Origin of the sequence: Streptomyces sp. 3211.6, from assembly GCF_003634815.1 — a bacterium.
Classification (GTDB): domain Bacteria; phylum Actinomycetota; class Actinomycetes; order Streptomycetales; family Streptomycetaceae; genus Streptomyces; species Streptomyces katrae_A.
Genome location: NZ_RBXC01000001.1, coordinates 5,584,450 through 5,608,712 on the forward strand (window position 1 = coordinate 5,584,450; position 24,263 = coordinate 5,608,712).

A 24,263-nucleotide genomic window follows, 5' to 3' on the forward strand; every position below is an offset into this window, starting at 1 on the left:
AGGTGGTGGATCGGCGTGCGGCTGACCCCTACGGAGCGCGACCGGCTGCTGCTGCGCAGCGCCGCGGAACTGGCCAGGGCCCGTCGGGCCCGGGGCCTGCGGCTCAACGTCCCCGAGGCCACGGCGCTGATCGCCGACACGGTCTGCGAGGCGGCGCGCGACGGCAAGCGCCTGGCCGAGGCCATCGAGGAGGCCCGGAGCGTCCTCGGCCCCGGCGACGTGCTGCCCGGCGTGGCCGACGTGGTCACCGAGGTGCACGTGGAGGCCGTCTTCGACGACGGGTCCCGCCTCGCGGTGGTCTCGTCCCCGATCCAGGGCGCGGCCTCGCTCGGCGACGACGCCCCGGGCGCGGTCGTACCGGGCCCCGGCGCCCCCCAGCCGGAGCCGGTCGTGCGCCTGCGGGTGCGCAACACCGCCTCCGTGCCGGTGAGCGTCACCTCCCACTTCCACTTCTTCGAGGCGAACCCCCGCCTCGACTTCGACCGCGCCGCGGCCTACGGCATGCGGCTGTGCGTCCCCGCCGGCTCCTCCGTGCGCTTCGACCCGCACGGCGAGGGCGAGGTGGGCCTGGTCCCGATCGGCGGGGACCGGATCGCCATCGGTTTCGCCGGACTGGTCGACGGTCCGCTCGACGCCCCCGGCGCCAAGGCCGAGGCCCTGGCCCGGGCCGTGGCCTGCGGCTACCTGGGCGCGGCCGCCCCCACCGCAGACGCCCCGGAAGGAGACCAGGCGTGAGCCGCCAGACCCCCCACACCGATCACAGCGCGCACTGCGCCCCCGGCAGCCGGCACATCGACCCGCACGAGTACGCCTCCGTCTTCGGCCCCCGCGCCGGGGACCGGGTCCGGCTCGGCGACTCCGGGCTGACCGTCCGGGTGGAGTACGACGCGCAGAAGCCGGGGGACGAGTTCCTGGCGGGGTTCGGGAAGACGGCCCGTGACGGCCTGCACCTCAAGGGCGCGGCCGTACGTGAGACCTGTGACGTGGTGATCAGCAATGTCCTGGTCATCGATGCCGTCCTCGGCATCAAGAAGGTTTCCATCGGTATCCGTGAGGGCCGCATCCACGCGATCGGGCGGGCGGGCAACCCGGACACTCTCGACGGGGTGGACGTGGTGGTCGGCACCGGCACCAGCATCGTCTCCGGCGAGGGCCTGATCGCCACCGCCGGGGCCGTGGACACCCATGTCCACCTGCTCTCCCCGCGGATCATGGAGGCCTCGCTCGCCGCGGGCGTCACCACCGTCATCGGCCAGGAGTTCGGGCCCGTCTGGGGCGTCGGGGTGAACTCGCCGTGGGCGCTGAGGCACGCCTTCAACGCCTTCGACGCCTGGCCGGTGAACATCGGTTTCCTGGCCCGGGGCTCCTCCTCGGACGCGGCGCCCCTGGTGGAGGCCCTGGCCGAGGGCGGCGCGAGCGGGTTCAAGGTCCATGAGGACATGGGCGCCCACACCCGGGCCCTGGACACCGCGCTGCGTGTGGCGGAGGAACACGACGTGCAGGTGGCCCTGCACAGTGACGGCCTCAACGAGTGCCTGTCGGTCGAGGACACCCTGCGTGTCCTGGAGGGCCGCACCATCCACGCGTTCCACATCGAGGGCTGCGGCGGCGGGCACGTCCCCAACGTGCTGAAGATGGCGGGCGTGCCGAACGTGATCGGCTCCTCCACCAATCCCACCCTGCCCTTCGGCCGGGACGCGGTCGCCGAGCACTACGGCATGATCGTCTCCGTCCACGACCTCAAGCCGGACCTCCCGGGCGACGCGGCCATGGCCCGTGACCGCATCCGCGCCGGGACGATGGGTGCCGAGGACGTCCTGCACGACCTGGGCGCCATCGGCATCACCTCCTCCGACGCGCAGGGCATGGGCCGTGCCGGCGAGACCATCCGCCGCACCTTCGCGATGGCCGCCAAGATGAAGGGCGAGCTCGGCCCGCTGGAGGGCGACGGCGAGGGCGACGACAACGCGCGCGTGCTGCGCTACATGGCCAAGCTGACGATCAACCCGGCCATCGCGCACGGCCTGGCCCACGAGATCGGTTCCATCGAGACCGGCAAGCTCGCCGACATCGTGCTGTGGCGTCCGCAGTTCTTCGGTGCCAAGCCCCAGCTCGTCCTGAAGTCCGGCTTCCCGGCCTACGGCGTCACCGGCGACCCCAACGCCGCCACCGACACCTGCGAACCCCTCGTCCTCGGCCCGCAGTTCGGCTCCTACGGGGCCACCGCCGCGGACATCTCCGTGGCCTTCGTCTCGGCGGCCGCCGCCGCCCTCGGCTCCGACGAGATGCCGACCCGCCGCCGCCGCGTCGCCGTCCGCGGCACCCGCGGCATCGGCCCCAAGGACATGCTCCTCAACTCCCGGGTGGGCGCGGTCGACGTGGACGCGCGCAGCGGACTCGTCTCCCTCGACGGAGAACCGCTGCGCTCCGAAGCGGCCGAATCGGTCTCTCTCAACCGCCTGTACTTCCTGTAAAGCTGCTCGTTAGGACCCCCGCCATGACTGCACAGCCCGCGAACTCCGCGAGCCCCGCCAAGCCCGCCGCCAACGGTTTCCGGATGCCCGCCGAGTGGACCCCCCACGAGCGCACCTGGATGGCCTGGCCCAGCCCCAACCCCACCTTCACCAACGAGCAGGAGCTCGCCGAGGCCCGCCAGGCCTGGGGCGCCGTCGCCCGCGCCGTCCGCACCTACGAGCCGGTGACCCTCGTCGTCTCCCCGGGCGACGCCGACAGCGCCCGCGCCATCGTCGGCGAGGACGTCGAGCTGGTCGAGCGCGACCTCGACGACGCCTGGATGCGCGACATCGGCCCGACCTTCGTCACCAACGACGCCGGCGAGCTGGCCGCCGTCGACTGGACCTTCAACGGCTGGGGCGCCCAGGAATGGGCCCGCTGGGACCACGACTCCAAGATCGCCCGGCACATCTCCGACATCGTCGGCACCCGCACCTTCAGCACCCCGCTGGTCAACGAGGGCGGCGCCATCCACGTCGACGGCGAGGGCACCGTGCTCCTCACCGACACCGTGCAGCTGGGCAAGGGCCGCAACCCCGACTGGACCCGCGAGGAGGTCGAGCGCGAGATCCACGCCCACCTCGGCACCACCAAGGCCATCTGGCTGCCCTACGGCCTGGCCGGCGACTACGGCACCTACGGCACCCAGGGCCACGTCGACATCGTCGCCGCCTTCGCCCGCCCCGGCGTGGTCATGGTCCACACCCAGCCCGACCCGGCCCACCCGGACCACGAACGCTGCAAGACCATCGCCGCCATCCTGCGCGCCGCCACCGACGCCCGGGGCCGCCGGCTGGAGGTCGTCGAGATCCCGGCGCCGACCGTGCTGGAGGAGGACGGCGAGTGGGTGGACTACTCGTACATCAACCACTACCTCTGCAACGGCGGCGTGGTGCTGTGCGCCTTCGACGACCCGCGCGACGAGGAGGCGGCCGAGATCTTCCGCGGACTGTTCCCCGAGCGGACCGTGACCCTCGTTGACGCACGTACGATTTTCGCCGGGGGTGGCGGCATCCACTGCATCACCCAGCAGCAGCCGAAGGTCTGACACCCGAGGCGGACCGATGAAGGAGTGACCCATGGTGGCGGGCGGAGTACCGGTACGGGCGGCGCGCAAGAACGCGCCCCCGCGCGAGGACGTACTCGTCGCCGCCATGGCCACGATCGCCGAGCGCGGGCTCGACGGGCTGACCATGGCCGGCCTCGGCCGGCAGGTCGGCATGAGCAGCGGTCACCTCCTCTACTACTTCCGCAGCAAGGACGAGCTCCTGCTGCAGACCCTGGAGTGGAGCGAGGCGGAACTCGGCGCCCGGCGCCGGTCCCTGCTCTCGCGGCGCGAGCCGGCGGGCGAGCGGCTGCGCGCGTACGTGGACCTCTACGTACCCGACGGCGCCCGGGACCCGCACTGGACCCTGTGGCTGGAGGTCTGGAACCGCTCCCAGAACGCGGGCCCGGCCGAACGCGACCGGCAGGCCGCCATCGAGGGCGCCTGGCACCGCGACCTGGTCGCCCTGCTCGCCGAGGGCATCTCGCGCGGGGAGTTCCGCTCGGTGGACCCCGACCGTTTCGCGGCCCGGCTGCGGGCGCTGCTCGACGGGTTCAGCATCCAGGTGGCCGTCGGCCTGCCCGGCATAGGGCGCGAGGACATCCTGGAACACGTACGCGAGTTCCTTGCCGAGGCCCTCTCCAGCTAGGGGTCGCGGGGGTGCGCGCCGTCTGCCGGACGGCGGCTGCCCGCATGCTGAGACCGGCGTCCAGGGACGCCGGCGCGTGTGTCACACTGCGAGCGTGTCTGCTCAGCTCATGATTATGGACAGCAGCGCGCCGGTCCTCTGTGACCGCTGAACCGTGGAAAACCTCCGCGGCAGCGGCCACCGTGCCCCAGACCCGCGCGCAGACCTCTCGCACCCGCGAGGGGTCTTTTCGTTTACCGGCCCAAATCATGCCGGAAACGGGCGGCGCGCGATGATGGGGGCAGTGGATCCCCGGTCTCCGGAACCACTCATCCGACAGGAGTCAGATCAGCATGACGACGACAGAGGCGACTGCGCCGGCAGCGGCACTCGACGACGCCTTCCACGTCTTCGACACCACCCTGCGCGACGGTGCCCAGCGTGAGGGCATCAACCTCACGGTCGCGGACAAGCTGGCCATCGCCCGGCACCTGGACGAGTTCGGAGTCGGCTTCATCGAAGGCGGCTGGCCCGGAGCCAACCCCCGCGACACCGAGTTCTTCGCCCGGGCGCGGGCCGAGATCGACTTCAAGAACGCCCAGCTCGTCGCCTTCGGCGCCACCCGTCGCGCCGGCGGCTCCGCCGCCGAGGACCCGCAGGTCCGCGCCCTCCTGGAGTCCGGGGCCCCGGTGATCACGCTGGTCGCCAAGTCCCACGACCGGCACGTCGAGCTCGCCCTGCGCACCACCTTGGACGAGAACCTGGAGATGGTCCGCGACACCGTCTCCCACCTGGTCTCCCAGGGCCGCCGCGTCTTCGTCGACTGCGAGCACTTCTTCGACGGCTACCGCGCGAACGCCGAGTACGCCAAGGCCGTCGTGCGCACCGCGCACGAGGCCGGCGCCGACGTGGTCGTCCTCTGCGACACCAACGGCGGCATGCTGCCCGCGCAGATCACCGCGGTCGTCGCCACGGTCCTCGCCGACACCGGCGCCCGCCTCGGCATCCACGCCCAGGACGACACCGGCTGCGCCGTCGCCAACACCCTCGCCGCCGTCGACGCGGGCGCCACGCACGTCCAGTGCACCGCGAACGGCTACGGCGAGCGCGTCGGCAACGCCAACCTCTTCCCCGTCGTCGCCGCCCTGGAGATCAAGTACGGCCGCAAGGTCCTCCCCGAGGGCGCGCTCGCCGAGATGACCCGCATCTCCCACGCCATCGCCGAGGTCGTCAACCTCACCCCCTCCACCCACCAGCCCTACGTCGGCGTCTCCGCCTTCGCGCACAAGGCGGGCCTGCACGCCTCGGCGATCAAGGTCGACCCGGACCTGTACCAGCACATCGACCCCGAGCGCGTCGGCAACACGATGCGCATGCTGGTCTCCGACATGGCCGGCCGCGCCTCCATCGAGCTCAAGGGCAAGGAGCTCGGCGTCGACCTCGGCGGAGACCGGGCGCTGATCTCCCGCGTGGTCGAGCGCGTCAAGGAGCGGGAGCTCGCGGGCTACACGTACGAGGCCGCCGACGCCTCCTTCGAGCTGCTGCTGCGCGCCGAGGCCGAGGGCCGGGCCCGCAAGTACTTCCGCGTGGAGTCCTGGCGCGCGATCGTCGAGGACCGCCCGGACGGCACCCACGCCAACGAGGCCACGGTCAAGCTGTGGGCCAAGGGCGAGCGCATCGTGGCCACGGCCGAGGGCAACGGCCCGGTCAACGCCCTGGACCGCGCCCTGCGCGTCGCCCTGGAGCGGTTCTACCCCCAGCTGGCCAAGTTCGAGCTGATCGACTACAAGGTCCGCATCCTGGAGGGCAAGCACGGCACGGAGTCCACGACCCGGGTCCTGATCTCCACCACGGACGGCACCCGCGAGTGGAACACGGTGGGCGTCGCCCCGAACGTCATCGCGGCCTCCTGGCAGGCCCTGGAGGACGCCTACACCTACGGCCTCCTCCACGCGGGCGTCGAACCTGCGGAGTAGTTCCGGGAGCCGGATGCTTATGTCCGGCTCACACGGGAAAGGGGCGGTTCGGGTAGCGTCGTCGGTATGAGGACCAGGCTGATATCCGTACGTGTGGGATCGGTGCTGTCCGGTCTGCTGCTGGCCCTGTCCGTCGGCGCGCTCGGCGGCGCCGCGCAGGCCGTCGCCGCCGACGGCGGGACCGCCGCCGTGGCGGAAGGGCTCAAGAAGGGGCCGGTGTACGTCGACCCCGGGGCCTCCGCACAGCTGTCGCAGGCGCAGGCGGACGCCCTGGCCGCGAAGATCAAGGCGGCCGGGAAGCCGCTGTTCGTCGCCGTGCTGCCCGCCACCTCCGCCTTCCCCGCCGACAGCGTGCTGCGCACGGTCCGCACCGAGACGGGCGTCACCGGCCTGTACGCCGTCCGGCTCGGCGACGGCTTCAACGCCGGGGCCGACCGGGCCGTGATGCCGGGCAACGCCGTCCGCAACCTCACCGACGCGGTGAAGGCGGGCGGACCGGTGGACGCCGCGACCGAGCTGAACGCCTTCGTCGACCAGGCCCTCCCGCAGATGAAGGGCCACGCCCCGGCCTCCTGGGGTGGGGCCGCCGGCGGGAGCGGATCCTCCGCCGGGACCCTGATCGCCCTCGGCGCGGTGGCCGTGCTCGGCGGCGGGGGCGGATACCTGCTGGTCAAGCGGAACCGCAAGAGGAAGGAAGCGGCCCGGCGGGAGGCCGTCGAACGGCTGGGCGTGGTCGTGGACGAGGACATCACCGCCTTCGGCGAGGAACTCGAACGGCTCGACTTCCACCCCGGTGAGCCCGGCGCCGACGACGCCATGCGCAAGGACTACGAGCGCGGGCTCGACTCCTACGAGCGGGCCAAGCAGATCATGGCCTCGGTACAGCGGCCCGAAGAGGTCCAGGGGGTGACCCAGGCCCTGGAGGACGGCCGGTACGCCCTCGCGTGCCTCGACGCGCGACGGCGGGGCGAGCCCGTGCCCGAGCGGCGGGCGCCCTGCTTCTTCGACCCGCGCCACGGGCCCAGCACCGAGGACGCGCAGTGGGCCCCGCCCGGCGGGGCGGCGCGTACGGTGCCGGTCTGCGCGGCAGACGCCGTCCGGCTGAGGGACGGCCTGGACCCGGCGGTGCGCACCGTGGCCACCGAGTACGGCCCGCGCCCCTACTACGACGCCGGCCCGGCGTACGGGCCCTGGGCGGGCGGCTACTTCGGCGGCGGCATGCTGCCCGGCCTGCTGGTGGGCACGCTGCTCGGGTCGATGATGTCCACTCCGGCCTACGCCTCCGACTTCGGCGGGATGGACGGGGGAGGCTTCGAGGGCGGAGACGTCTCCGGGGCCGACTTCAACCCGTCCGACTTCGGCGGCGGGGACTTCGGCGGCGGTGGCGGCTTCGACGGGGGCGGCGGCTTCGACGGCGGGGGCGGCTGGTAGCCGCCCCCGGGGGCGCCGGTCAGGCCTGCTTGATCGCCGAGATGTCGAAGGTCAGCTTCACCTTGTCGCTGACCATCACACCGCCGGCCTCCAGCGCGGCGTTCCAGGTCAGACCCCAGTCGGAGCGCAGGATCTCCGCCGAGCCCTCGAAGCCGACGCGCTCGTTGCCGTACACGTCGGTCGCGGAGCCGGCGAACTCCAGGTCGATGGAGAGCGGACGCGTGACGTCCTTGATGGTCAGGTCGCCGCTGATGCGGTAGGTGTCACCGCCGACGTGGGCCGCCGAGGTGGAGCGGAAGGTCATCAGCGGGAAGGCCTCGGCGTCGAAGAAGTCGCCGCTGCGCAGGTGGGCGTCGCGGTCGGCGATGCCGGTGCTCACCGAGGCGATCTTGACGTCGATCGAGGCCGTGGAGCGCGAGGGGTCGCGGCCGTCGAGGTGCAGCGCGCCCTCGTGCTCGGCGAAGCTGCCGCGGACGTTGGTCACCATCGCGTGGCGCACGGTGAAGCCGATGCTGCTGTGGCCGGCGTCGATGACGTAGTCACCGGTGAGCGCGGCGAGCGCGGGGTCGGCGTCGAGCGTGGCGACGGCGCTCTGGGCGGCGGGGGCGGCGGTGCGGTTGCGGCGGGAGAAGAGAGCCATGACGTCCTCCTGGGAAGTGGTGCAGTTTGGTTCAAGGTTCAACAAGAGCCACGCTAGAGCCATTCCGTTAAAATTTCAACTACATCCCCCGCTCGGGTGTGGATTTATGGAACCTCCACAAAGGGCGACGGTCCCGGCTGGGGGAGTCCATGCATGCATCGGCGGTTCTGTCCGGCCCGCACAGCCGGAAGGGCCCGAGACTGTGCGGAACCAACGGAGGGTTTTACGGGCCCGGCTTCGTAAGGTCAGTACATGACCGTTGTGGACCAGACCCCGAGCGAGCCGACGGACGCCCGCGGGCGCGTGGCCGAGCTGCACTCCCTCCGCGAGGAGGCCCGGCGCGGCCCCAGCGACCGCGCGACCGAGGCGCAGCACGCCAAGGGCAAGCTGACCGCCCGCGAGCGCATCGCGCTCCTGCTCGACGAAGGTTCCTTCCGGGAGGTCGAGCAGCTCCGCCGGCACCGGGCGACCGGTTTCGGGCTGGAGGCGAAGAAGCCCTACACCGACGGCGTCATCACCGGCTGGGGCACGGTCGAGGGCCGCACGGTCTTCGTCTACGCGCACGACTTCCGCATCTTCGGCGGCGCCCTGGGCGAGGCCCACGCCACGAAGATCCACAAGATCATGGACATGGCCATCGCGGCCGGTGCCCCGCTGGTCTCCCTCAACGACGGCGCCGGCGCCCGTATCCAGGAGGGCGTCTCCGCCCTCGCCGGCTACGGCGGCATCTTCCAGCGCAACACCAAGGCCTCGGGCGTCATCCCGCAGATCTCGGTCATGCTCGGCCCCTGCGCCGGCGGCGCGGCCTACTCCCCGGCCCTCACCGACTTCGTGTTCATGGTCCGGGACACCTCGCAGATGTTCATCACCGGCCCCGACGTCGTCCGCGCCGTCACCGGTGAGGAGATCAGCCAGAACGGCCTCGGCGGCGCCGACGTGCACGCCGAGACCTCGGGCGTCGCGCACTTCGCGTACGACGACGAGGAGACCTGCATCGCCGAGGTCCGCTACCTCATCACGATGCTCCCCTCGAACAACCGCGAGAACCCGCCGGTCCACGAGAACACCGACCCGGTCGACCGGCGCTCGGAGGTCCTGCTGGACCTGGTCCCCGCCGACGGCAACCGCCCGTACGACATGCTCAAGGTCATCGAGGAGCTCGTCGACGACGGCGACGTCCTGGAGATCCACGAGCGCTGGGCCCGCAACATCATCTGCGCCCTGGCCCGCCTCGACGGCCAGGTCGTCGGCATCATCGCCAACCAGCCCGGCCACCTCGCCGGCGTCCTGGACATCCACGCCTCCGAGAAGGCCGCGCGCTTCGTCCAGATGTGCGACGCCTTCAACATCCCGATCGTCACCCTGCTGGACGTCCCCGGCTTCCTGCCGGGCGTCGACCAGGAGCACGGCGGCATCATCCGCCACGGCGCCAAGCTGCTGTACGCGTACTGCAACGCCACCGTCCCGCGGATCTCCCTGATCCTGCGCAAGGCCTACGGCGGCGCGTACATCGTCATGGACTCCCAGTCCATCGGCGCCGACCTCACCTACGCCTGGCCCACCAACGAGATCGCCGTCATGGGCGCGGAGGGCGCGGCCAACGTGATCTTCCGCAAGCAGATCGCGGACGCCGAGGACCCCGAGGCCATGCGGGCCCGGATGGTCAAGGAGTACAAGGCCGAGCTGATGCACCCGTACTACGCGGCCGAGCGCGGCCTCGTGGACGACGTCATCGACCCCGCCGAGACCCGCGGGGTGCTCGTCAGCGCCCTGGCGATGCTCCGCACCAAGCACGCCGATCTGCCGTCTCGCAAGCACGGCAACCCGCCGCAGTAAACGAGCTGAGGAGAACTGCCGACGATGAGCATCGCCACCGACACCCTGCTGAAGGTCGAGAAGGGCAACGCCGCGCCCGAGGAGCTGGCCGCGATCACCGCGATCCTGCTCGCCCGTGCCGCCGCCACCCCCGAAGAGGCCGCCACCACCCGCCGTTCCACCGCCGGCTGGCGCCGGCTGGAGCGCAGCCGGGGCTTCCAGGCCCCGCACAGCTGGCGGGGCTAGTACCCCCTCGCGCCCTTCGCACGACGGCCGCCCGCCGCCCTCGCTTCCGAGGTGCGGCGGGCGGCCGTCCGTCGTTTCCCGCGGACTCAGCGCCCGTTGGGGGAGTAGCCGTACGACAGGTCGCCGTGGAAGACGCTCCGGCAGCGCCGCAGGGCGGGGCCGGGGGACTGCAGCACCAGCCCGTCATGAGGTCCCCGGCCGGCCCGTGCCTTCCTGAGCAGGCGACGGGGGCACAACGACGACGCCGGGAGTCCGTGCGGACTCCCGGCGTTACCGGTGCGGCGGGCGAGGTCTACCGAAGCCGTGCCATGAGGGCGTGTTCGACGAGGGTGATGAGTGCGCTCTTGGCGTCGGCGCGGTGGCGGGCGTCGGTGGTGATGATGGGGGCGTCGGGGCCGATCTGGAGGGCTTCGCGGACTTCTTCGGGGGTGTAGGGCTGGTGTCCGTCGAAGCCGTTGAGGGCGATGACGAAGGGCAGGCCGCTGTTTTCGAAGTAGTCGACGGCCGGGAAGCAGTCGGCGAGGCGTCGGGTGTCGACGAGGACGACGGCGCCGATGGCGCCGCGGACGAGGTCGTCCCACATGAACCAGAAGCGGTCCTGTCCGGGGGTACCGAAGAGGTACAGGATCAGGTCCTGGTCCAGGGTGATGCGGCCGAAGTCCATGGCGACCGTGGTGGTCGTCTTGTCACCGGTGTGGGTGAGGTCGTCGATGCCGGCCGAGGCGCTGGTCATGACGGCTTCGGTGCGCAGGGGGTTGATCTCGGAGACCGCGCCGACGAACGTGGTCTTGCCCACGCCGAAGCCGCCCGCCACCACGATCTTCGCGGAGGTGGTGGAGCGAGCCGCTCCGCCGTTAGAGCTTGCGAAGTCCACTGAGCACCCTTTCGAGCAGTGTCACATCTGGCTGGCCGCCGGCAGACTCGTCGCCGCCGGGCTGATGAATGGCGACAAGGCCCGCCTCCGCCAGGTCGGCGACGAGGATGCGGGCGACACCAAGAGGAATGGAGAGAAGTGCCGAGATCTCCGCGACGGATTTGATCTCCTGGCACAGGCGGCAGATGCGCTGGTGCTCGGGCAACTGCCCTTGCAGGCGCGCGGGATCCGCCGTGGTACTGACCAGCGCCTCGATGGCGAGCTGGTAGCGCGGCCGGGTCCGGCCGCCGGTCATCGCGTACGGACGCACCAGCGGGTTGTGCGCCTTGGGAGCCTGCGGCTGCGCGGCCCGAGGGGGCTGCTGGGGAAGCCGGTGGGGCGCCTGCGGCTGCTGGGGCTGGCCGTACGGCTGCTGCGCGTAGGGGTTCTGCTCCGGCATGGGCCGGCTGGGAGCGGAGGGGAAGTTGAAGCGGTTCTGGTCGTGCCCACCCTGCGGCTGCTGGCCGCCATAAGGATGTCCTCCGGGTGTTGTCACGTTTCCTCCTCCGACTCCAAGAACGCAGTACTCCCTGTGGAACCGCGCCACCGCACCCTACGGTGCGATGACGCGAAACGCACTGCCTGATTACTAGTTGAGAAGGCTTCCTTGCAGCTCCGCGCGCAGGTCCGGGGTGAGGACGTTGCCGGCGCGGTCCACGAGGAGGGCCATCTCGTAGCCGACGAGGCCGATGTCGCACTCGGGGTGCGCGAGCACCGCGAGCGAGGACCCGTCGGAGACCGACATGAGGAAGAGGAACCCACGGTCCATCTCCACCACGGTCTGGTTGACGGCGCCGCCCTCGAAGATGCGGGAGGCTCCGGCGGTCAGCGAGGTCAGACCGGAGGCCACGGCCGCCAGCTGATCGGCGCGGTCGCGCGGGAATCCGTCGGACATCGCCAGCAGCAGGCCGTCGGCGGAGACCACCACCGTGTGGGACACCCCGGGGGTGTTGTCCACGAAGTTGGTGATCAACCAGTTCAGGTTCTGCGCCGCCTGGCTCATCGCGCTCACACTAACGCTCCTGGTCATAGCTGTTACTTGACTGCTCGGAACCCGCGCTGCGTCCCTGCTGGACACCGCGGCGCAGGTTGCTCAACCTGCCGCGTACGTCCTCCGGGGCGCGGGAGACCTGGGGGCCGCCCTGCGGGGTCGTCTCCGCAGCGCCCTCGACCAGGTTGGCCTTGGGCACCCGCCGAGGGAGACCGGACGAGGTGACCCCGCCCGCCTTCGGCTCACGGAGCTTGCCCGCCTGCTGCCAGCGTTCGTCGTTCGCCGAACGCCAGCCCCCGCCGGCCGGCACGTCCTCCGGGGCCTCCTTCTGCGCAGCCGGCTGCTGCTGTCGCTGCGGCCGCTGCTCGAAGAGGGAACCGGTGGGCTCCGCTTCCTTCTGGCCCGAACCCCACTGCTGCTGGCTGCCACGTCGCGGCAGGCCCGCTCCGGTCATTGCGTGACCGGTGTCGGCAGCGGCGCCCGGACGGTCGAAGCCTACGCGGTCCACGGCCGGTTCGGGAGCGGCCGGGGGTTCCGATTCGGTCCCGTAGTCCTGCTGGTAGGACTCCGAGTAGGTGTTCTGCTCGGGCCATGCGGCCTGCGGTGACTGCTCAGCGTAACCGCCGTCGTACGCCTGCGCGGGCTGCTGGCCGTCCTGGTAGCCGACTTCCGGATAAGCGTAGCCCTGCTCCGGGAACGCCTCGTACGACTGCTGCTGGGCCTGCTCCTCGTACGGGGCCTCGTAGCCCTGCGCGGAGGGCTGCTCGTACTCCTGGTACGGCTGGTAAGCGTGCTCGGGCTGGGGTTCCGGATAACCCTCGGAGTACTGCTGCTGCTCCTGCTGGGGCTCCTGCTCCTGCCCGAAGTTGAGCTGCGCCTCCAGGGCGGCCCGGCGCTCCTCGCGGCCCAGGGACCGCACCACCGGGTCGACCGGCTTCTGCTCGCCGCCCTGGCCGTTCTGGGCCTCGTAGCGGGAGTCGTCGAAGCCGAGTTCGGCGGCCGTGCGCAGCGGGGCGGCCTGCTGGGCCTGCTGCTCGGGGATGATCGAGGAGACGGTGAAGTCGTCGTCCGGGATGCCCTCGCCACCGCCACCGTGGGTGATGGCGTCGGGGAGCATGACCAGCGAGGTGGTGCCGGCCTGCTCGCCCGAGGGGCGCAGCTGGACGCGGATGCTGTGGCGGTCCGCCAGCCGGCCGACCACGAACAGACCCATGCGCTGCGAGATCGCGGCGTCCACGGTCGGCGGGTTGGCCAGCTTGTGGTTGATGTCCGCGAAGTCCTCGGCGGTGAGACCGATGCCCTTGTCGTGGATCTCGATCATCACGCGGCCGTCGGGCAGACGCGTGGCGTTGACCCGGACCTTGGTCTGGGGGGAGGAGAACGTGGTGGCGTTCTCCAGCAGCTCGGCGAGCAGGTGCACGAGGTCGGTCACGGCCTGGCCGTGGATCTCGGCCTCGGAGACGCCCGACAGCTCGATGCGCTCGTACTGCTCCACCTCGGAGGAGGCGGCGCGCAGGACGTCGACGAGGGGTACCGGCTGGTCCCAGCGGCGGCCCGGGTTCTCACCCGCGAGGATGAGGAGGTTCTCGCCGTTGCGGCGCATACGAGTGGCCAGGTGGTCCAGGCGGAAGAGGTTCTCCAGCTGGTCCGGGTCGGCCTCGTTGTTCTCCAGGTCGGTGATGAGGGTCAGCTGGCCCTCGATCAGCGACTGGTTGCGCATGGAGAGGTTCGTGAAGATCGCGTTGACGTTGCCCCGCAGGAGGGCCTGCTCGGCGGCGAGCCGGACCGCTTCCCGGTGGACCTGGTCGAAGGCGCGGGCGACCTCGCCGATCTCGTCCTGGGAGTTGATCGGGATCGGCTCGACACGGGTGTCGACCTTGCCCGGGTCGGTGCGCGAGAGCTGGTCGACGAGCATCGGCAGGCGCTGCTCGGCGACGTCGAAGGCGGAGGTGCGCAGGCGCAGCATCGCGCGGCTCATCTGGCGGGCCATCAGCGCGGCCAGGATGAAGGCCGCGAGGAGGGCCACGACCACGATGGCGCCGGTCAGGATGGCGTCGCGCTGGGCCTTGTCGGAGACGGCGACGGTGTCCTTGACGGCCTTGTCGAGCAGCTCCTGCTCGACCTCGGCGTAGCCGTCGAACTTGGCGGTGGCGGCGGCCTGCCAGGCCTGCGGGGTCACGCCGATCAGGGCGAGCTTGGCGGGCTTGTCGCCGCCGGCTATCGCCTCGGTCATGCCGGTGAGGGCGGAGCCGTTGACCACGGGCGGGGCCTTGAAGGGCGTACCGGCCTGCTCGGCGGCCTGCTTGGCCTGGGCGAGCTTGGCGGCGCCCTCCTGGGACTTCTTGCCCATGACCTCCTGGAGCCGCTTGGTGTCCTCTTCGGTACCGGCGGCGACGTACTCGCCGGCCGCGATTTCCTCGAGGTAGGCGTAGGAGGAGAAGGCGACGAGCTGGGCCTTGCGGACGTTCTCGTCCTCGTTCGGGCGGACCAGCAGGTGCGTGCCGATGGAGCGCTGCAGCGAGTTGGCCGCCTTGGCCAGCTCGACCGCGTAGACCATGCGGCCGTAACTGGTGACGTTCCCGGTGCCCAGGCCCAGTTCGTTGGAGAACTGCATCAGGTAGTGCTGGACCAGCACGTAGCCCTCTTCGGTCGGCACGGGGCCGGCCGCGGAGGGGAGGTTCTTCTTGGTGGTCTCCGGGACGGCGTAGGCCGTCTTGCGGACCTGCTCCAGCTTCGGCTCCTCCCGGCGGAAGAGTTCGAGGCGGCGCTCCAGGCCCTGCTTCTTCGGCATGTCCTTGACGGCGGCGGCGAACTTGGCCTTGGCCGCGTCGGTGGCCGCGTAGGCCTTCGTCACGGCCTCGTTGCCGCGGTCGTTCTTGAGCAGCGGCTCGGCGCTGAGGTCACGCTCGTTGAGGAGGGCCTGGCCGTATTCGGCGGCCGCCTGGACGATGCGGACCGTCTTCTCCGCGTCCTTCGCCTCGTTCCAGGTGTCGATCGAGCCCTTCACCTGGAAGCCGCCCATGACCAGTCCGACGAGGACGGGCACGAGCAGGATGGCGTTCAGACGCGTCGGCACACGCCAGTTGCGGGGCGAGAGCTTGCTCGTGCTGCCGCCGCCCGCCGGTGGTTCCACGGGCACGTCGACGGGCGACATGGCCGCGCGCGGCGGCGGGGTGAAGTTGCCCCGAGCGGGTTCAACCGCGGGACTCGAGTTGCTTCGCCTCACTCGACCAACAACCTCTCGGCGGTGCTACTAGCTAGTTCGTTGAATTCCAGCACGATGAAGCGCAGTGTTCCAAACAGTTGGAATCGGCCATTCCACGAGCCTTACGTCCCACATAAACCGGACATAAAGAGCGAGCTGCGGCAAAAACGGGGCCAGTTGTGCGCACAGTGGCACCGGGCGAACGCACGCCGTGTCCGGCCGAGGGCAATTCTCTGTCGAAACGTTATGAACACCAGAGGCGGGCCGTGTTCTATGACACAGCCCGCCTCCGCGAATTCGCCTCGTAACGGCTGCTACTTGAGCCGTGCCATGAGGGCGTGTTCGACGAGGGTGATGAGGGCGCTCTTGGCGTCGCCGCGGTGGCGGGCGTCGGTGGTGATGATGGGGGCGTCGGGGCCGATCTGGAGGGCTTCGCGGACTTCTTCGGGGGTGTAGGGCTGGTGTCCGTCGAAGCCGTTGAGGGCGATGACGAAGGGCAGGCCGCTGTTTTCGAAGTAGTCGACGGCCGGGAAGCAGTCGGCGAGGCGTCGGGTGTCGACGAGGACGACGGCGCCGATGGCGCCGCGGACGAGGTCGTCCCACATGAACCAGAAGCGGTCCTGTCCGGGGGTACCGAAGAGGTACAGGATCAGGTCCTGGTCCAGGGTGATGCGGCCGAAGTCCATGGCGACCGTGGTGGTCGTCTTGTCACCGGTGTGGGTGAGGTCGTCGATGCCGGCCGAGGCGCTGGTCATGACGGCTTCGGTGCGCAGGGGGTTGATCTCGGAGACCGCGCCGACGAACGTGGTCTTGCCCACGCCGAAGCCGCCCGCCACCACGATCTTCGCGGAGGTGGTGGAGCGAGCGGCACCGCCGTTAGAGCTTGCGAAGTCCACTGAGCACCCTTTCGAGCAGCGTTACGTCCGGCGTTCCGCCGGCCTCTCCATTGCCCGGCTGGTGGATCGCCACCATGCCGGCCTCCGCCAGGTCGGCGACGAGGATGCGGGCCACACCGAGCGGCATCGACAGCAGCGCGGAGACCTCGGCGACCGACTTCACCTCGCGGCACAGGGTGCAGATGCGCTGGTGCTCCGGCAGCAGGCCGGACAGGTGCATCGGGTCGGCCGTCGTGCTGACCAGCGCCTCGATGGCGAGCTGGTAGCGGGGCCGGGTCCGGCCGCCGGTCATCGCGTACGGACGTACCAGCGGCTGGTCGCCTTCCGAGTACGAGTCTTCGTACGCATCGGGGTAGGCGGGGGGCGGGGTCATTGATCCTCCGGGCTGGACAGCAGTGGTCAGCGTGCCGTCTGACGGGGCGGCCGGTGGGGGGACGTGATGACGGCCTTCGGGGGTACTGGGGTTCCGGGATGGCGCTCCCGGTCCCCCCGGCCGGAAGTACCGTCCGGCCGGGAGGAGGGTGTCAGGTGAGCAGGCTTCCCTGGAGCTCCGCGCGCAGGTCCGGGGTGAGGACGTTGCCGGCGCGGTCCACGAGGAGGGCCATCTCGTAGCCGACGAGGCCGATGTCGCACTCGGGGTGCGCCAGGACGGCCAGCGAGGAACCGTCGGAGACGGACATGAGGAAGAGGAATCCCCGGTCCATCTCCACCACGGTCTGGTTGACGGCGCCGCCCTCGAAGATGCGGGAGGCTCCGGCGGTCAGCGAGGTCAGACCGGAGGCCACGGCCGCCAGCTGGTCGGCGCGGTCACGGGGGAAACCTTCGGACATCGCCAGAAGGAGTCCGTCGGCGGAGACCACCACGGTGTGGGACACCCCGGGGGTGTGGTCCACGAAGTTGGTGATCAACCAGTTCAGGTTCTGTGCCGCCTGGCTCATCGAGCTCAACTATCGCTCCTGCTGGTAGGTGGGGTCGATGTGGTAACTGCCGGTCGCGGGGCCGGAGCCGCCGGCCTGCCGTCCCTGCTGGATACCGCGTCGGAGGTTGGTGAGACGGCCGCGCACGTCGTCCGGGGCGCGCGACACCTGCGGCCCGGCCGGGGCCTCGGCCTGCTGCTGTGCGGTACCGGCGACGAGGTTGGCCCGCGGCACCCGACGGGGGAGCCCCGAAGTGGTGATCCCGCCGGCCGCGGGCTGGCGCACGCGTTCGGCCTGGCGCATCAGCTCGTCGTTGGGGGAGGTCCGCCAGCTGACCGTCGGCGTGCTGCCGGTGACCGCCGTGGCGGGCTCGGCCGCGAGCTCCTGTCCCCGCTGCGGCAGCGGCTGCTGCTGGGGCTGCTGCGGGACGGCCGGCGCCTGACCGGCGGACGGACCGCCGTTCTGGCCGGACCAGTTCGACTCCAGCGTATCGAAGATCGGACTGCGCAGGTCACCACCGGACTGGGCCGGGGCCGGGGGCAGCGCCTCCGGCTGGTACGCCTGCGGGAGCTGCGGGGCCTCGGGACGCGGCGCCGGCATCGGCGCGGGAGCGTAGCCGCCGGGCTGCCGGCCCTGGCCCTGCTGGTCCGCGTACCCGCCGACACCGGGGCCGCCCGGGCGGGCGAACTGGCCCGTGGAGGAGGGGTCGAGGGAGCCGCCCGGCTGCGGGCGCTCGAACTGCCCGGTGGCGGACGGGTCCTGGGGACCGCGCAGGCCGGGGCGCTCGAACTGGCCCGTCGTGGACGGGTCCTGGGGACGGCGTACGTCGGGGCGCTCGAACTGGCCGGTCGTGGAGTTGCCGGCCGGCGGGTACGGGGCGTTGCCCGGCATCTGGTCCAGGGCGGGGCGGGCGAACTCCGCCGTCGAACCGGGGCCCGACAGCTCGTCGTGGCCGCGCGGGGCCTCCTGCCCGGCCTGCCCGGCACCCCAGCTGGTGCCCTGGGGCATCCCGGCGGCCGGACCGCCCGGGCTCGGGAGCTCCGGCCGCCCCGCGGCGCCGCCCTGCGGCGGAAGCTGCGGACGCCGGCGCTTGACGGGGGCACCGGGGCCGCCCTGCTGCTGCGGGGCCTGCCCGGGCTGCGGGCCGGAGCCCGGACCGCCCTGGGGCGGCTGCGGACGCTCGAAGCCGCTGCCCTGGGGCGGGAAGACACCCGGGCCGGAGGCCTGGGGCACGCCCGCGGGACGGGCCTGCGGACCGCTGAAGAGGTTGTTGTCCCGGCCGGCCGGAGCACCGGCGGGGCCGCCCTGGCCGCGGCCGGGCTGCGGAGCACCACCGCCGAAGCCGCCCTGGCCCTGCCCCGTCGGAGCGGCGGGGCCGCCCTGCGGACGGGGACCCTGGCCCTGCGGCCGCTGCTGCGGAGCGCCGGCGGGGCCGCCCTGGCCGGGCAGCGCGGGACGCTGCCCGCCGCCGACCTGGCCGCGCTGCTGGCCCGCACCCACGGGGGGACGCGCACCGGTGCCGGGGACCTGACCCTGGGCGCCGGGGGCACCCTGGCCGCCCGGGGCACCGGCCTGGCCGCCCTGGCCCGCCGCCGGACCCGGCTTCTTGCCGCCCTGGGCGACGTCCACCGGGAGCATGACGAGCGCGGTCGTACCGCCCGAGTCGGACGGGCGCAGCTGGATGCGGATGCCGTGTCGCAGGGACAGGCGGCCGACCACGAACAGGCCCATGCGGCGGGAGACGGAGACGTCCACGGTCGGCGGCGACGCGAGCCGCTCGTTGATCGCGGCGAGGTCCTCGGGGGACAGGCCGATACCGGTGTCGTGGATCTCGACGAGCACGCGGCCGTCGGGCAGCGCGTGACCGGTGACCTTGACCTTGGTCTGCGGGGAGGAGAACGAGGTGGCGTTCTCCAGCAGCTCGGCGAGGAGGTGCACGAGGTCGTTGACGACGCGGCCGGCGACATCGGTGCCGGGCACCGCCGCCAGCTCGATGCGCTCGTACTGCTCCACCTCGGACGCGGCGGCGCGGAGCACGTCGACGAGCGGGACGGGGCGGGTCCACCGGCGGCCCGGCTCCTCACCCGCGAGGACGAGGAGGTTCTCACCGTTACGCCGCATTCGGGTGGCGAGGTGGTCGAGCTTGAAGAGCGAGGAGAGCTGGTCCGGGTCGGCCTCGCGCGACTCCAGTTCGGAGATGAGCGACAGCTGACGCTGGATGAGGCCCTGGGAGCGGCGCGAGAGGTTGGTGAACATCGCGTTGACGTTGCCCCGGAGGAGGGCCTGCTCGGCGGCGAGGCGGACGGCCTCGCGGTGCACGTCGTCGAAGGCCGCGGCCACCTGGCCGATCTCGTCGCGGGTGTGCAGGCCGACCGACTCCACGGAGGTGTCGACCTCCTGCGGGTCCGACTCCGAGAGCTGCTTGACGAGCTCGGGCAGACGGTCCTGGGCGACGCGCGTCGCGGTGTCCTGGAGGCGGCGCAGCGAGCGGATCATGGACCGGGCCATGACGAAGGCGCCGACGAGGGAGACACCGAGGACGAGGAGGATCAGGGCACCGTTGATGATGGCGTCCTGCTGCGACTCGTTCTTGAGCTCGCGGGCCTTCTGCTCCATGTCCTCGAGCAGGGTCAGCTCGATGACCTTCATGGCCTGGAGCTTGGTGTCGTCCGCGTCGTACCAGTCCATCCAGGACCGGTTCTTCTCCTTGAGGAACTGTCCCTGGGTGCTCAGTACGCGGCGGGCGTAGTGGTCGGCGCTGCCGATCTCGGTGTTGCCGTCGCCGAGCGCCGCGAGGAGTTCCTCGGGCTTGCCCTGGTAGACGAGTTCGAAGGTCTTCTTCGCCTGGCTCTCGCCGCGGAGCGCGGAGAGGCCGTAGAGGCGGTCGTTCTCGTCCAGCTTGCCGGGCTTGTCGCTGCTCTCCAGGAGGGAGGCGGCGATGACGGCGCGCTGGATGGAGGCGTACTCCTTGGCGGAGGAGAAGGCGGCCAGGGCGCGGGTGCGCTTGATCATCTCCGGGTTGGAGGTGGCCTGGGCCATGTCCTGCGACAGCGAGAGCAGCGAGACGATCAGCGCGTTGTACTCGGTGACCGTCTGCTGGGCGCCGTTCATGTACGCCTTTTTGCGGATGTCCTCGATGCCGGTGAGCTGGCGGCCGATCTGCAGGATGTTGTTGCGGATCGACTTGAGGGTCTCGTCCTTGTCCTCCGCGCTGTCGACCTTGTCGGTCGCGGCGGCGAAGGCCTTGGCGGCGGCGTCGGTCTGGTCGCGCACACCCTGGACGAGGCTGTTGGCCTTGCCGTCCTTGGTGATCGACATCGGACCGGCCGACTTGTCCCGCTCCTCCTGGAGCATGGCGGCCAGGTTGGTGGCCTGCCGGGTCATCGTCGTCAGCAGCTGCATGTGCTCCAGCTGGGCGATGTCGTTGAGCGAGTCGTTGATGCGGAAGCCACCGAGGGTGGTGGCCGCGACGACGGGCAGGGTCAGCAGCGACACCAGTCGCGTGCTGATGCGCCAGTTCTGCATCGCGAGGCGGGAGCCCGAGCTGGGGGCCTTGGGTATCGCCTCGTCCTGCTCGACGGTCTCGGCCTTGGCCTTGCCCTTGGAGCGCGCGGCCTTCGGGGCCTTGGGGGCCTTTCCGGACTTCCCGCGGCCCTTGGCCTTGCCCGAGGGGGAGGAGCCGGGCCCCGCCCCTTCGAGTGCCGGGCCGCGGCCCGGGGCGTGCTGGGGCGAGGCGCCACGGTCGGTCCCGCCGGGCGGTTCCTGCTCCGCCGCAGCTTCCCCTCGGCCCTGAAGGGCCTGGGGAGACCCCTTGCCATCCCTCTTGAATCGTCCCTGCACTAGCGTCGCAACCTCTGGACCAGGCGCCCCGCCGGATGAGCGGCGGAACGGTGTCGAGTCGTGGGGCACTGACGGCCCCATGGTGGTCGTCGGTGACCGGCGCGTCTCCCTGTCGATGCCACCGCGCTCGGCGCTCTCTTGCGCCACCTGCGCGCCGGCTGATACCCGCGGCGGTCTCGCGAATTCCAGCACAGTGGGGGATCTCCAACAAGGTGCGCGTGTCGCCCCGGCGAGCCGGTCACGGCTTGTGACAGCCGGGCTACGGGACGTGGAAGTCCAATGCGGATCAATCGGACTTACGCCAATCAAAGCTCGCGTCCGGCAAGGTGTCCCAGTCGAGATGATCAGGAGCGGAATGGCGCATTCAGTGGCGCAATGTCCGTTTCGTGAGCGTCGGTTGACTGTCAGTTATGTCCATATTGCCCGCTCGCTGGTGAGCAAACTCACACGGCTGTGGCTATTACCAACCGGTTCACTCGGGGATTCGGATGTTTAGCCTTGCCTGTTAAAGGGTTGGCGCCACATCCGGCGCAGCAGTCGACCCACACCCCACCAGCGAGCCGAGGGCCCGAAACTCCGATGAAGACGACGTCGATGATCCGCAACATAGCCAACCCCCGCCGCACCACCCTCGCGCACCTCAAGGACGCCGAGGACCTGCAGGCGGCCCCGGCCACCCCGGAGCACCGCGTCGAGCTGCCCGCCCAGACCGCGAACCCGCGCCGCACCGTCCTCATGGACGCCCCGGTCGCCGCCGCGCAGTAACAAAGGAGCGCGAAGCGCCGGCCCCCACCGCGTTAGCCTGGAGTCCGCAGACTCCAGCCAGCGGAAACACAAGAGGGGCAGACGCAGCAGGTGCGCATCGCCAGGTTCTCGATCGACGGCAACGTCGCGTTCGGCGCGGTCGAGGGCAGCACTGCCCCCGGCGCCGAAGGCGAGCTCGTCCTCGACATCATCAAGGGCATCCCGTTCGCGGACTTCGAGCTCTCCGGCACGAAGGTCCCGCTGAGCAAGGTCCGGCTGCTGCCGCCCGTGCTCCCGAACAAGGTCGTGGCCGTGGGCCGCAACTACGCGGAGCACGCGGCGGAGCTCGGCAACGAGCTCCCCGAGGCACCCATCACCTTCTTCAAGCCCTCCACCTCGGTGGTCGGCTCCGGCGACCCGATCGTCTACCCCTCCTTCTCCCAGGAGGTCCACCACGAGGCGGAGCTCGCCGTGGTCATCGGCCGCATGTGCCGGGAGGTCCCGAAGGAGCGCGTCAAGGACGTGATCCTCGGCTACACCTGCGCCAACGACGTCACCGCCCGCGACGTCCAGCAGCGCGAGAAGCAGTGGGCCCGCGCCAAGGGCTTCGACAGCGCCTGCCCCCTCGGCCCCTGGATCGAGACCGACCTGGACCCCTCCGACCTGGCGGTCCAGTGCACCGTCAACGGCGAACAGCGCCAGCTCGGCCGTACCAGCGACATGGTCCGCTCCGTCGAGGACCTGGTCGTGCACATCAGCGAGGCCATGACCCTGCTCCCGGGCGACGTCATCCTCACGGGGACCCCGGCCGGAGTCGGCCCCCTCAACGTCGGCGACGAGGTCGCCGTCACCATCGAAGGCATCGGCACTCTCACCAACAAGGTGATCAAGCGTGGCTAACGCGAACGTCCGCGTACGTTTCTGTCCCTCCCCGACCGGCAACCCCCACGTGGGCCTGGTCCGCACCGCCCTCTTCAACTGGGCGTTCGCCCGCCACCACGGCGGTACGTTCGTCTTCCGCATCGAGGACACGGACGCGGCCCGCGACTCCGAGGAGTCCTACGTCCAGCTGCTCGACTCCCTGCGCTGGCTCGGCTTCACCTGGGACGAGGGCCCCGAGGTCGGCGGCCCGCACGCCCCGTACCGGCAGTCCGAGCGCATGGACATCTACAAGGACGTCGCGCAGAAGCTCCAGGACGGCGGCTACGCCTACTCCTGCTACTGCACCACCGAGGAGCTCGACACCCGCCGCGACGCCGCCCGCGCCGCCGGCAGGCCCTCCGGCTACGACGGCCACTGCCGCGAGCTGACCGCCGAGCAGGTCGCCGCGTACGAGGCCGAGGGCCGCACCTCGATCGTCCGCTTCCGGATGCCCGACGAGACCATCACCTTCACGGACCTGGTCCGCGGCGAGCTCTCCTTCACCCCGGAGAACGTGCCGGACTTCGGCATCGTCCGCGCGAACGGCGCCCCGCTGTACACGCTGGTCAACCCGGTCGACGACGCGCTGATGGAGATCACGCACGTCCTGCGCGGCGAGGACCTGCTCTCCTCCACCCCCCGCCAGATCGCCCTCTACAAGGCGCTGATCGAGCTGGGCGTCGCCAAGGGCACCCCGCAGTTCGGCCACCTGCCGTACGTGATGGGCGAGGGCAACAAGAAGCTCTCCAAGCGCGACCCCGAGTCCTCGCTCAACCTCTACCGCGAGCGCGGCTTCCTCCCCGAGGGCCTGCTGAACTACCTCTCGCTCCTCGGCTGGTCCTTCTCCAAGGACCAGGACGTCTTCTCGATCGAGGAGATGGTGGCGAAGTTCGACATCGACGGCGTCAACGCCAACCCGGCCCGCTTCGACCTGAAGAAGGCCGAGGCGATCAACGCCGACCACATCCGCCGGCTGACCCCGAAGGCCTTCGCGGACGCCTGCGCCCCGTGGCTGGAGGCCCCGCACGCCAACTGGGCGCCCGAGGACTTCGACGCCGACGCCTGGGAGCGGATCGCCCCGCACGCCCAGACCCGTGTGACGGTCCTCTCGGACATCACCGCGAACGTGGACTTCCTCTTCCGCAAGGAGCCCGTCGAGGACCAGGCGTCCTGGGACAAGGCCATGAAGGGCGAGCCCGCGGCCCTGCTGACCACGGCCCGGGAGAACCTGCTCGCCGCCGACTGGTCGGACCCGGAGTCCCTCAAGCAGGCCGTCCTGACCGCCGGCGAGGCCCACGGCCTCAAGCTCGGCAAGGCCCAGGCGCCGGTCCGCGTGGCGGTCACCGGCCGCACCGTCGGCCTGCCGCTCTTCGAGTCCCTGGAGATCCTGGGCAAGGAGCGCTCGATCGCGCGCATCGACGCGGCCCTGGCGAAGCTCGCCGCCTGACCCGCGCCCTCCCGGAGGGGCGGCAGCCGATCCGGCTGCCGCCCCTCCGGCGTTCCCGGGCGGTGAGAGTGCTCACACCCCTCCGACGGCGGTG

At 71.2% G+C, this 24,263-nt stretch carries 20 protein-coding genes; 11 read left to right on the forward strand and 9 right to left on the reverse strand.

The window, feature by feature from the left end:
* The first annotated feature begins 15 nt into the window (after positions 1–15).
* The 6 genes from ureA (at position 16) to BX286_RS25950 (ending at position 7,594) form a co-directional block, all read left to right on the forward strand.
* A complete protein-coding gene (gene ureA / locus BX286_RS25925) occupies positions 16–735 on the forward strand; it encodes an urease subunit gamma (RefSeq protein WP_079429932.1) in 720 nt (239 codons plus the stop codon).
* On the forward strand, positions 732–2,474 hold the full coding sequence (locus BX286_RS25930) for an urease subunit alpha (RefSeq protein WP_398898806.1): 1,743 nt from the start codon (positions 732–734) through the stop codon (positions 2,472–2,474). The genes ureA and BX286_RS25930 overlap by 4 nt, the downstream gene beginning before the upstream one ends.
* 23 nt (positions 2,475–2,497) lie before the next feature.
* On the forward strand, positions 2,498–3,562 hold the full coding sequence (locus BX286_RS25935; RefSeq protein ID WP_079429933.1) for an agmatine/peptidylarginine deiminase: 1,065 nt from the start codon (positions 2,498–2,500) through the stop codon (positions 3,560–3,562).
* 31 nt (positions 3,563–3,593) lie between these two features.
* Entirely contained in the window at positions 3,594–4,208 is a 615-nt protein-coding gene (locus tag BX286_RS25940) for a TetR/AcrR family transcriptional regulator (protein WP_121016441.1), read from the forward strand.
* Between the two features lie 332 nt (positions 4,209–4,540).
* The gene (cimA, locus tag BX286_RS25945) at positions 4,541–6,163 is read left to right on the forward strand and encodes a citramalate synthase (protein ID WP_100862808.1); all 1,623 of its coding nucleotides are present in this window, start codon (positions 4,541–4,543) and stop codon (positions 6,161–6,163) included.
* A gap of 66 nt (positions 6,164–6,229) precedes the next feature.
* On the forward strand, positions 6,230–7,594 hold the full coding sequence (locus tag BX286_RS25950; RefSeq protein WP_079429936.1) for a hypothetical protein: 1,365 nt from the start codon (positions 6,230–6,232) through the stop codon (positions 7,592–7,594).
* A 19-nt stretch (positions 7,595–7,613) separates the two neighbouring features.
* Here the strand turns inward: BX286_RS25950 and BX286_RS25955 are convergent, their stop codons facing one another.
* Positions 7,614–8,234, reverse strand: coding sequence for a YceI family protein (locus BX286_RS25955; RefSeq protein ID WP_079429937.1), 621 nt, complete (start codon positions 8,232–8,234; stop codon positions 7,614–7,616).
* Positions 8,235–8,486: 252 nt separating this feature from the next.
* On the opposite strand from BX286_RS25955, the gene BX286_RS25960 reads away from it, so the two are divergent.
* Together BX286_RS25960 and BX286_RS25965 are read left to right on the forward strand one after the other, a co-directional pair.
* Positions 8,487–10,070: an acyl-CoA carboxylase subunit beta gene (locus tag BX286_RS25960; protein WP_079429938.1), complete on the forward strand. Its 1,584-nt coding sequence runs from the start codon at positions 8,487–8,489 to the stop codon at positions 10,068–10,070.
* 24 nt (positions 10,071–10,094) lie between these two features.
* On the forward strand, positions 10,095–10,295 hold the full coding sequence (locus BX286_RS25965) for an acyl-CoA carboxylase subunit epsilon (protein WP_079429939.1): 201 nt from the start codon (positions 10,095–10,097) through the stop codon (positions 10,293–10,295).
* Positions 10,296–10,587: 292 nt separating this feature from the next.
* On the opposite strand, the gene BX286_RS25970 is transcribed toward BX286_RS25965, so the two are convergent.
* The 8 genes from BX286_RS25970 to BX286_RS26005 all read right to left on the reverse strand — a co-directional run bounded on the left by BX286_RS25970 (position 10,588) and on the right by BX286_RS26005 (position 21,057).
* On the reverse strand, positions 10,588–11,169 hold the full coding sequence (locus BX286_RS25970; protein ID WP_037792108.1) for an ATP/GTP-binding protein: 582 nt from the start codon (positions 11,167–11,169) through the stop codon (positions 10,588–10,590).
* Complete coding sequence (locus BX286_RS25975; RefSeq protein ID WP_100862805.1) at positions 11,150–11,704, reverse strand: DUF742 domain-containing protein; 555 nt, start codon at positions 11,702–11,704, stop codon at positions 11,150–11,152. Before BX286_RS25975 ends, BX286_RS25970 begins: the two co-directional genes overlap by 20 nt.
* Before the next feature lie 93 nt (positions 11,705–11,797).
* On the reverse strand, positions 11,798–12,211 hold the full coding sequence (locus BX286_RS25980) for a roadblock/LC7 domain-containing protein (protein ID WP_079431971.1): 414 nt from the start codon (positions 12,209–12,211) through the stop codon (positions 11,798–11,800).
* Between the two features lie 10 nt (positions 12,212–12,221).
* Entirely contained in the window at positions 12,222–15,425 is a 3,204-nt protein-coding gene (locus BX286_RS25985; RefSeq protein WP_187344191.1) for a nitrate- and nitrite sensing domain-containing protein, read from the reverse strand.
* 293 nt (positions 15,426–15,718) lie between these two features.
* Positions 15,719–16,300: an ATP/GTP-binding protein gene (locus BX286_RS25990; protein ID WP_079429943.1), complete on the reverse strand. Its 582-nt coding sequence runs from the start codon at positions 16,298–16,300 to the stop codon at positions 15,719–15,721.
* Positions 16,281–16,673 (reverse strand): DUF742 domain-containing protein, encoded by a 393-nt coding sequence (locus BX286_RS25995; protein WP_045952696.1) that lies wholly within the window; start codon positions 16,671–16,673, stop codon positions 16,281–16,283. Before BX286_RS25995 ends, BX286_RS25990 begins: the two co-directional genes overlap by 20 nt.
* Before the next feature lie 151 nt (positions 16,674–16,824).
* Positions 16,825–17,238 (reverse strand): roadblock/LC7 domain-containing protein, encoded by a 414-nt coding sequence (locus BX286_RS26000; RefSeq protein WP_311736922.1) that lies wholly within the window; start codon positions 17,236–17,238, stop codon positions 16,825–16,827.
* A gap of 9 nt (positions 17,239–17,247) precedes the next feature.
* Positions 17,248–21,057, reverse strand: a complete 3,810-nt coding sequence (locus tag BX286_RS26005; RefSeq protein WP_237293125.1) for a nitrate- and nitrite sensing domain-containing protein — start codon at positions 21,055–21,057, stop codon at positions 17,248–17,250.
* 579 nt (positions 21,058–21,636) lie between these two features.
* Between BX286_RS26005 and BX286_RS26010 the strand changes: the two genes are divergently transcribed.
* The 3 genes from BX286_RS26010 to gltX all read left to right on the forward strand — a co-directional run bounded on the left by BX286_RS26010 (position 21,637) and on the right by gltX (position 24,169).
* Positions 21,637–21,822, forward strand: coding sequence for a hypothetical protein (locus BX286_RS26010; protein WP_079429946.1), 186 nt, complete (start codon positions 21,637–21,639; stop codon positions 21,820–21,822).
* A gap of 90 nt (positions 21,823–21,912) precedes the next feature.
* Positions 21,913–22,701 carry a fumarylacetoacetate hydrolase family protein gene (locus BX286_RS26015; protein ID WP_079429947.1) on the forward strand — a complete coding sequence of 263 codons (789 nt, stop codon included), beginning with the start codon at positions 21,913–21,915 and terminating at the stop codon, positions 22,699–22,701.
* The gene (gltX, locus tag BX286_RS26020; protein ID WP_079429948.1) at positions 22,694–24,169 is read left to right on the forward strand and encodes a glutamate--tRNA ligase; all 1,476 of its coding nucleotides are present in this window, start codon (positions 22,694–22,696) and stop codon (positions 24,167–24,169) included. The genes BX286_RS26015 and gltX overlap by 8 nt, the downstream gene beginning before the upstream one ends.
* Positions 24,170–24,263: the final 94 nt, after the last annotated feature.

What these genes read in the sequence shown, in the direction of transcription:
- BX286_RS25935 (WP_079429933.1), top strand. Translation starts at nt 2,498, where the DNA reads ATGACTGCACAGCCCGCGAACTCCGCGAGCCCCGCCAAGCCCGCCGCC.
- BX286_RS25940 (WP_121016441.1), top strand. Translation starts at nt 3,594, where the DNA reads ATGGTGGCGGGCGGAGTACCGGTACGGGCGGCGCGCAAGAACGCGCCC.
- cimA (WP_100862808.1), top strand. Translation starts at nt 4,541, where the DNA reads ATGACGACGACAGAGGCGACTGCGCCGGCAGCGGCACTCGACGACGCC.
- BX286_RS25950 (WP_079429936.1), top strand. Translation starts at nt 6,230, where the DNA reads ATGAGGACCAGGCTGATATCCGTACGTGTGGGATCGGTGCTGTCCGGT.
- BX286_RS25955 (WP_079429937.1), bottom strand. Translation starts at nt 8,234, where the DNA reads ATGGCTCTCTTCTCCCGCCGCAACCGCACCGCCGCCCCCGCCGCCCAG.
- BX286_RS25960 (WP_079429938.1), top strand. Translation starts at nt 8,487, where the DNA reads ATGACCGTTGTGGACCAGACCCCGAGCGAGCCGACGGACGCCCGCGGG.
- BX286_RS25965 (WP_079429939.1), top strand. Translation starts at nt 10,095, where the DNA reads ATGAGCATCGCCACCGACACCCTGCTGAAGGTCGAGAAGGGCAACGCC.
- BX286_RS25980 (WP_079431971.1), bottom strand. Translation starts at nt 12,211, where the DNA reads ATGAGCCAGGCGGCGCAGAACCTGAACTGGTTGATCACCAACTTCGTG.
- BX286_RS25995 (WP_045952696.1), bottom strand. Translation starts at nt 16,673, where the DNA reads ATGACCCCGCCCCCCGCCTACCCCGATGCGTACGAAGACTCGTACTCG.
- BX286_RS26000 (WP_311736922.1), bottom strand. Translation starts at nt 17,238, where the DNA reads ATGAGCCAGGCGGCACAGAACCTGAACTGGTTGATCACCAACTTCGTG.
- BX286_RS26010 (WP_079429946.1), top strand. Translation starts at nt 21,637, where the DNA reads ATGAAGACGACGTCGATGATCCGCAACATAGCCAACCCCCGCCGCACC.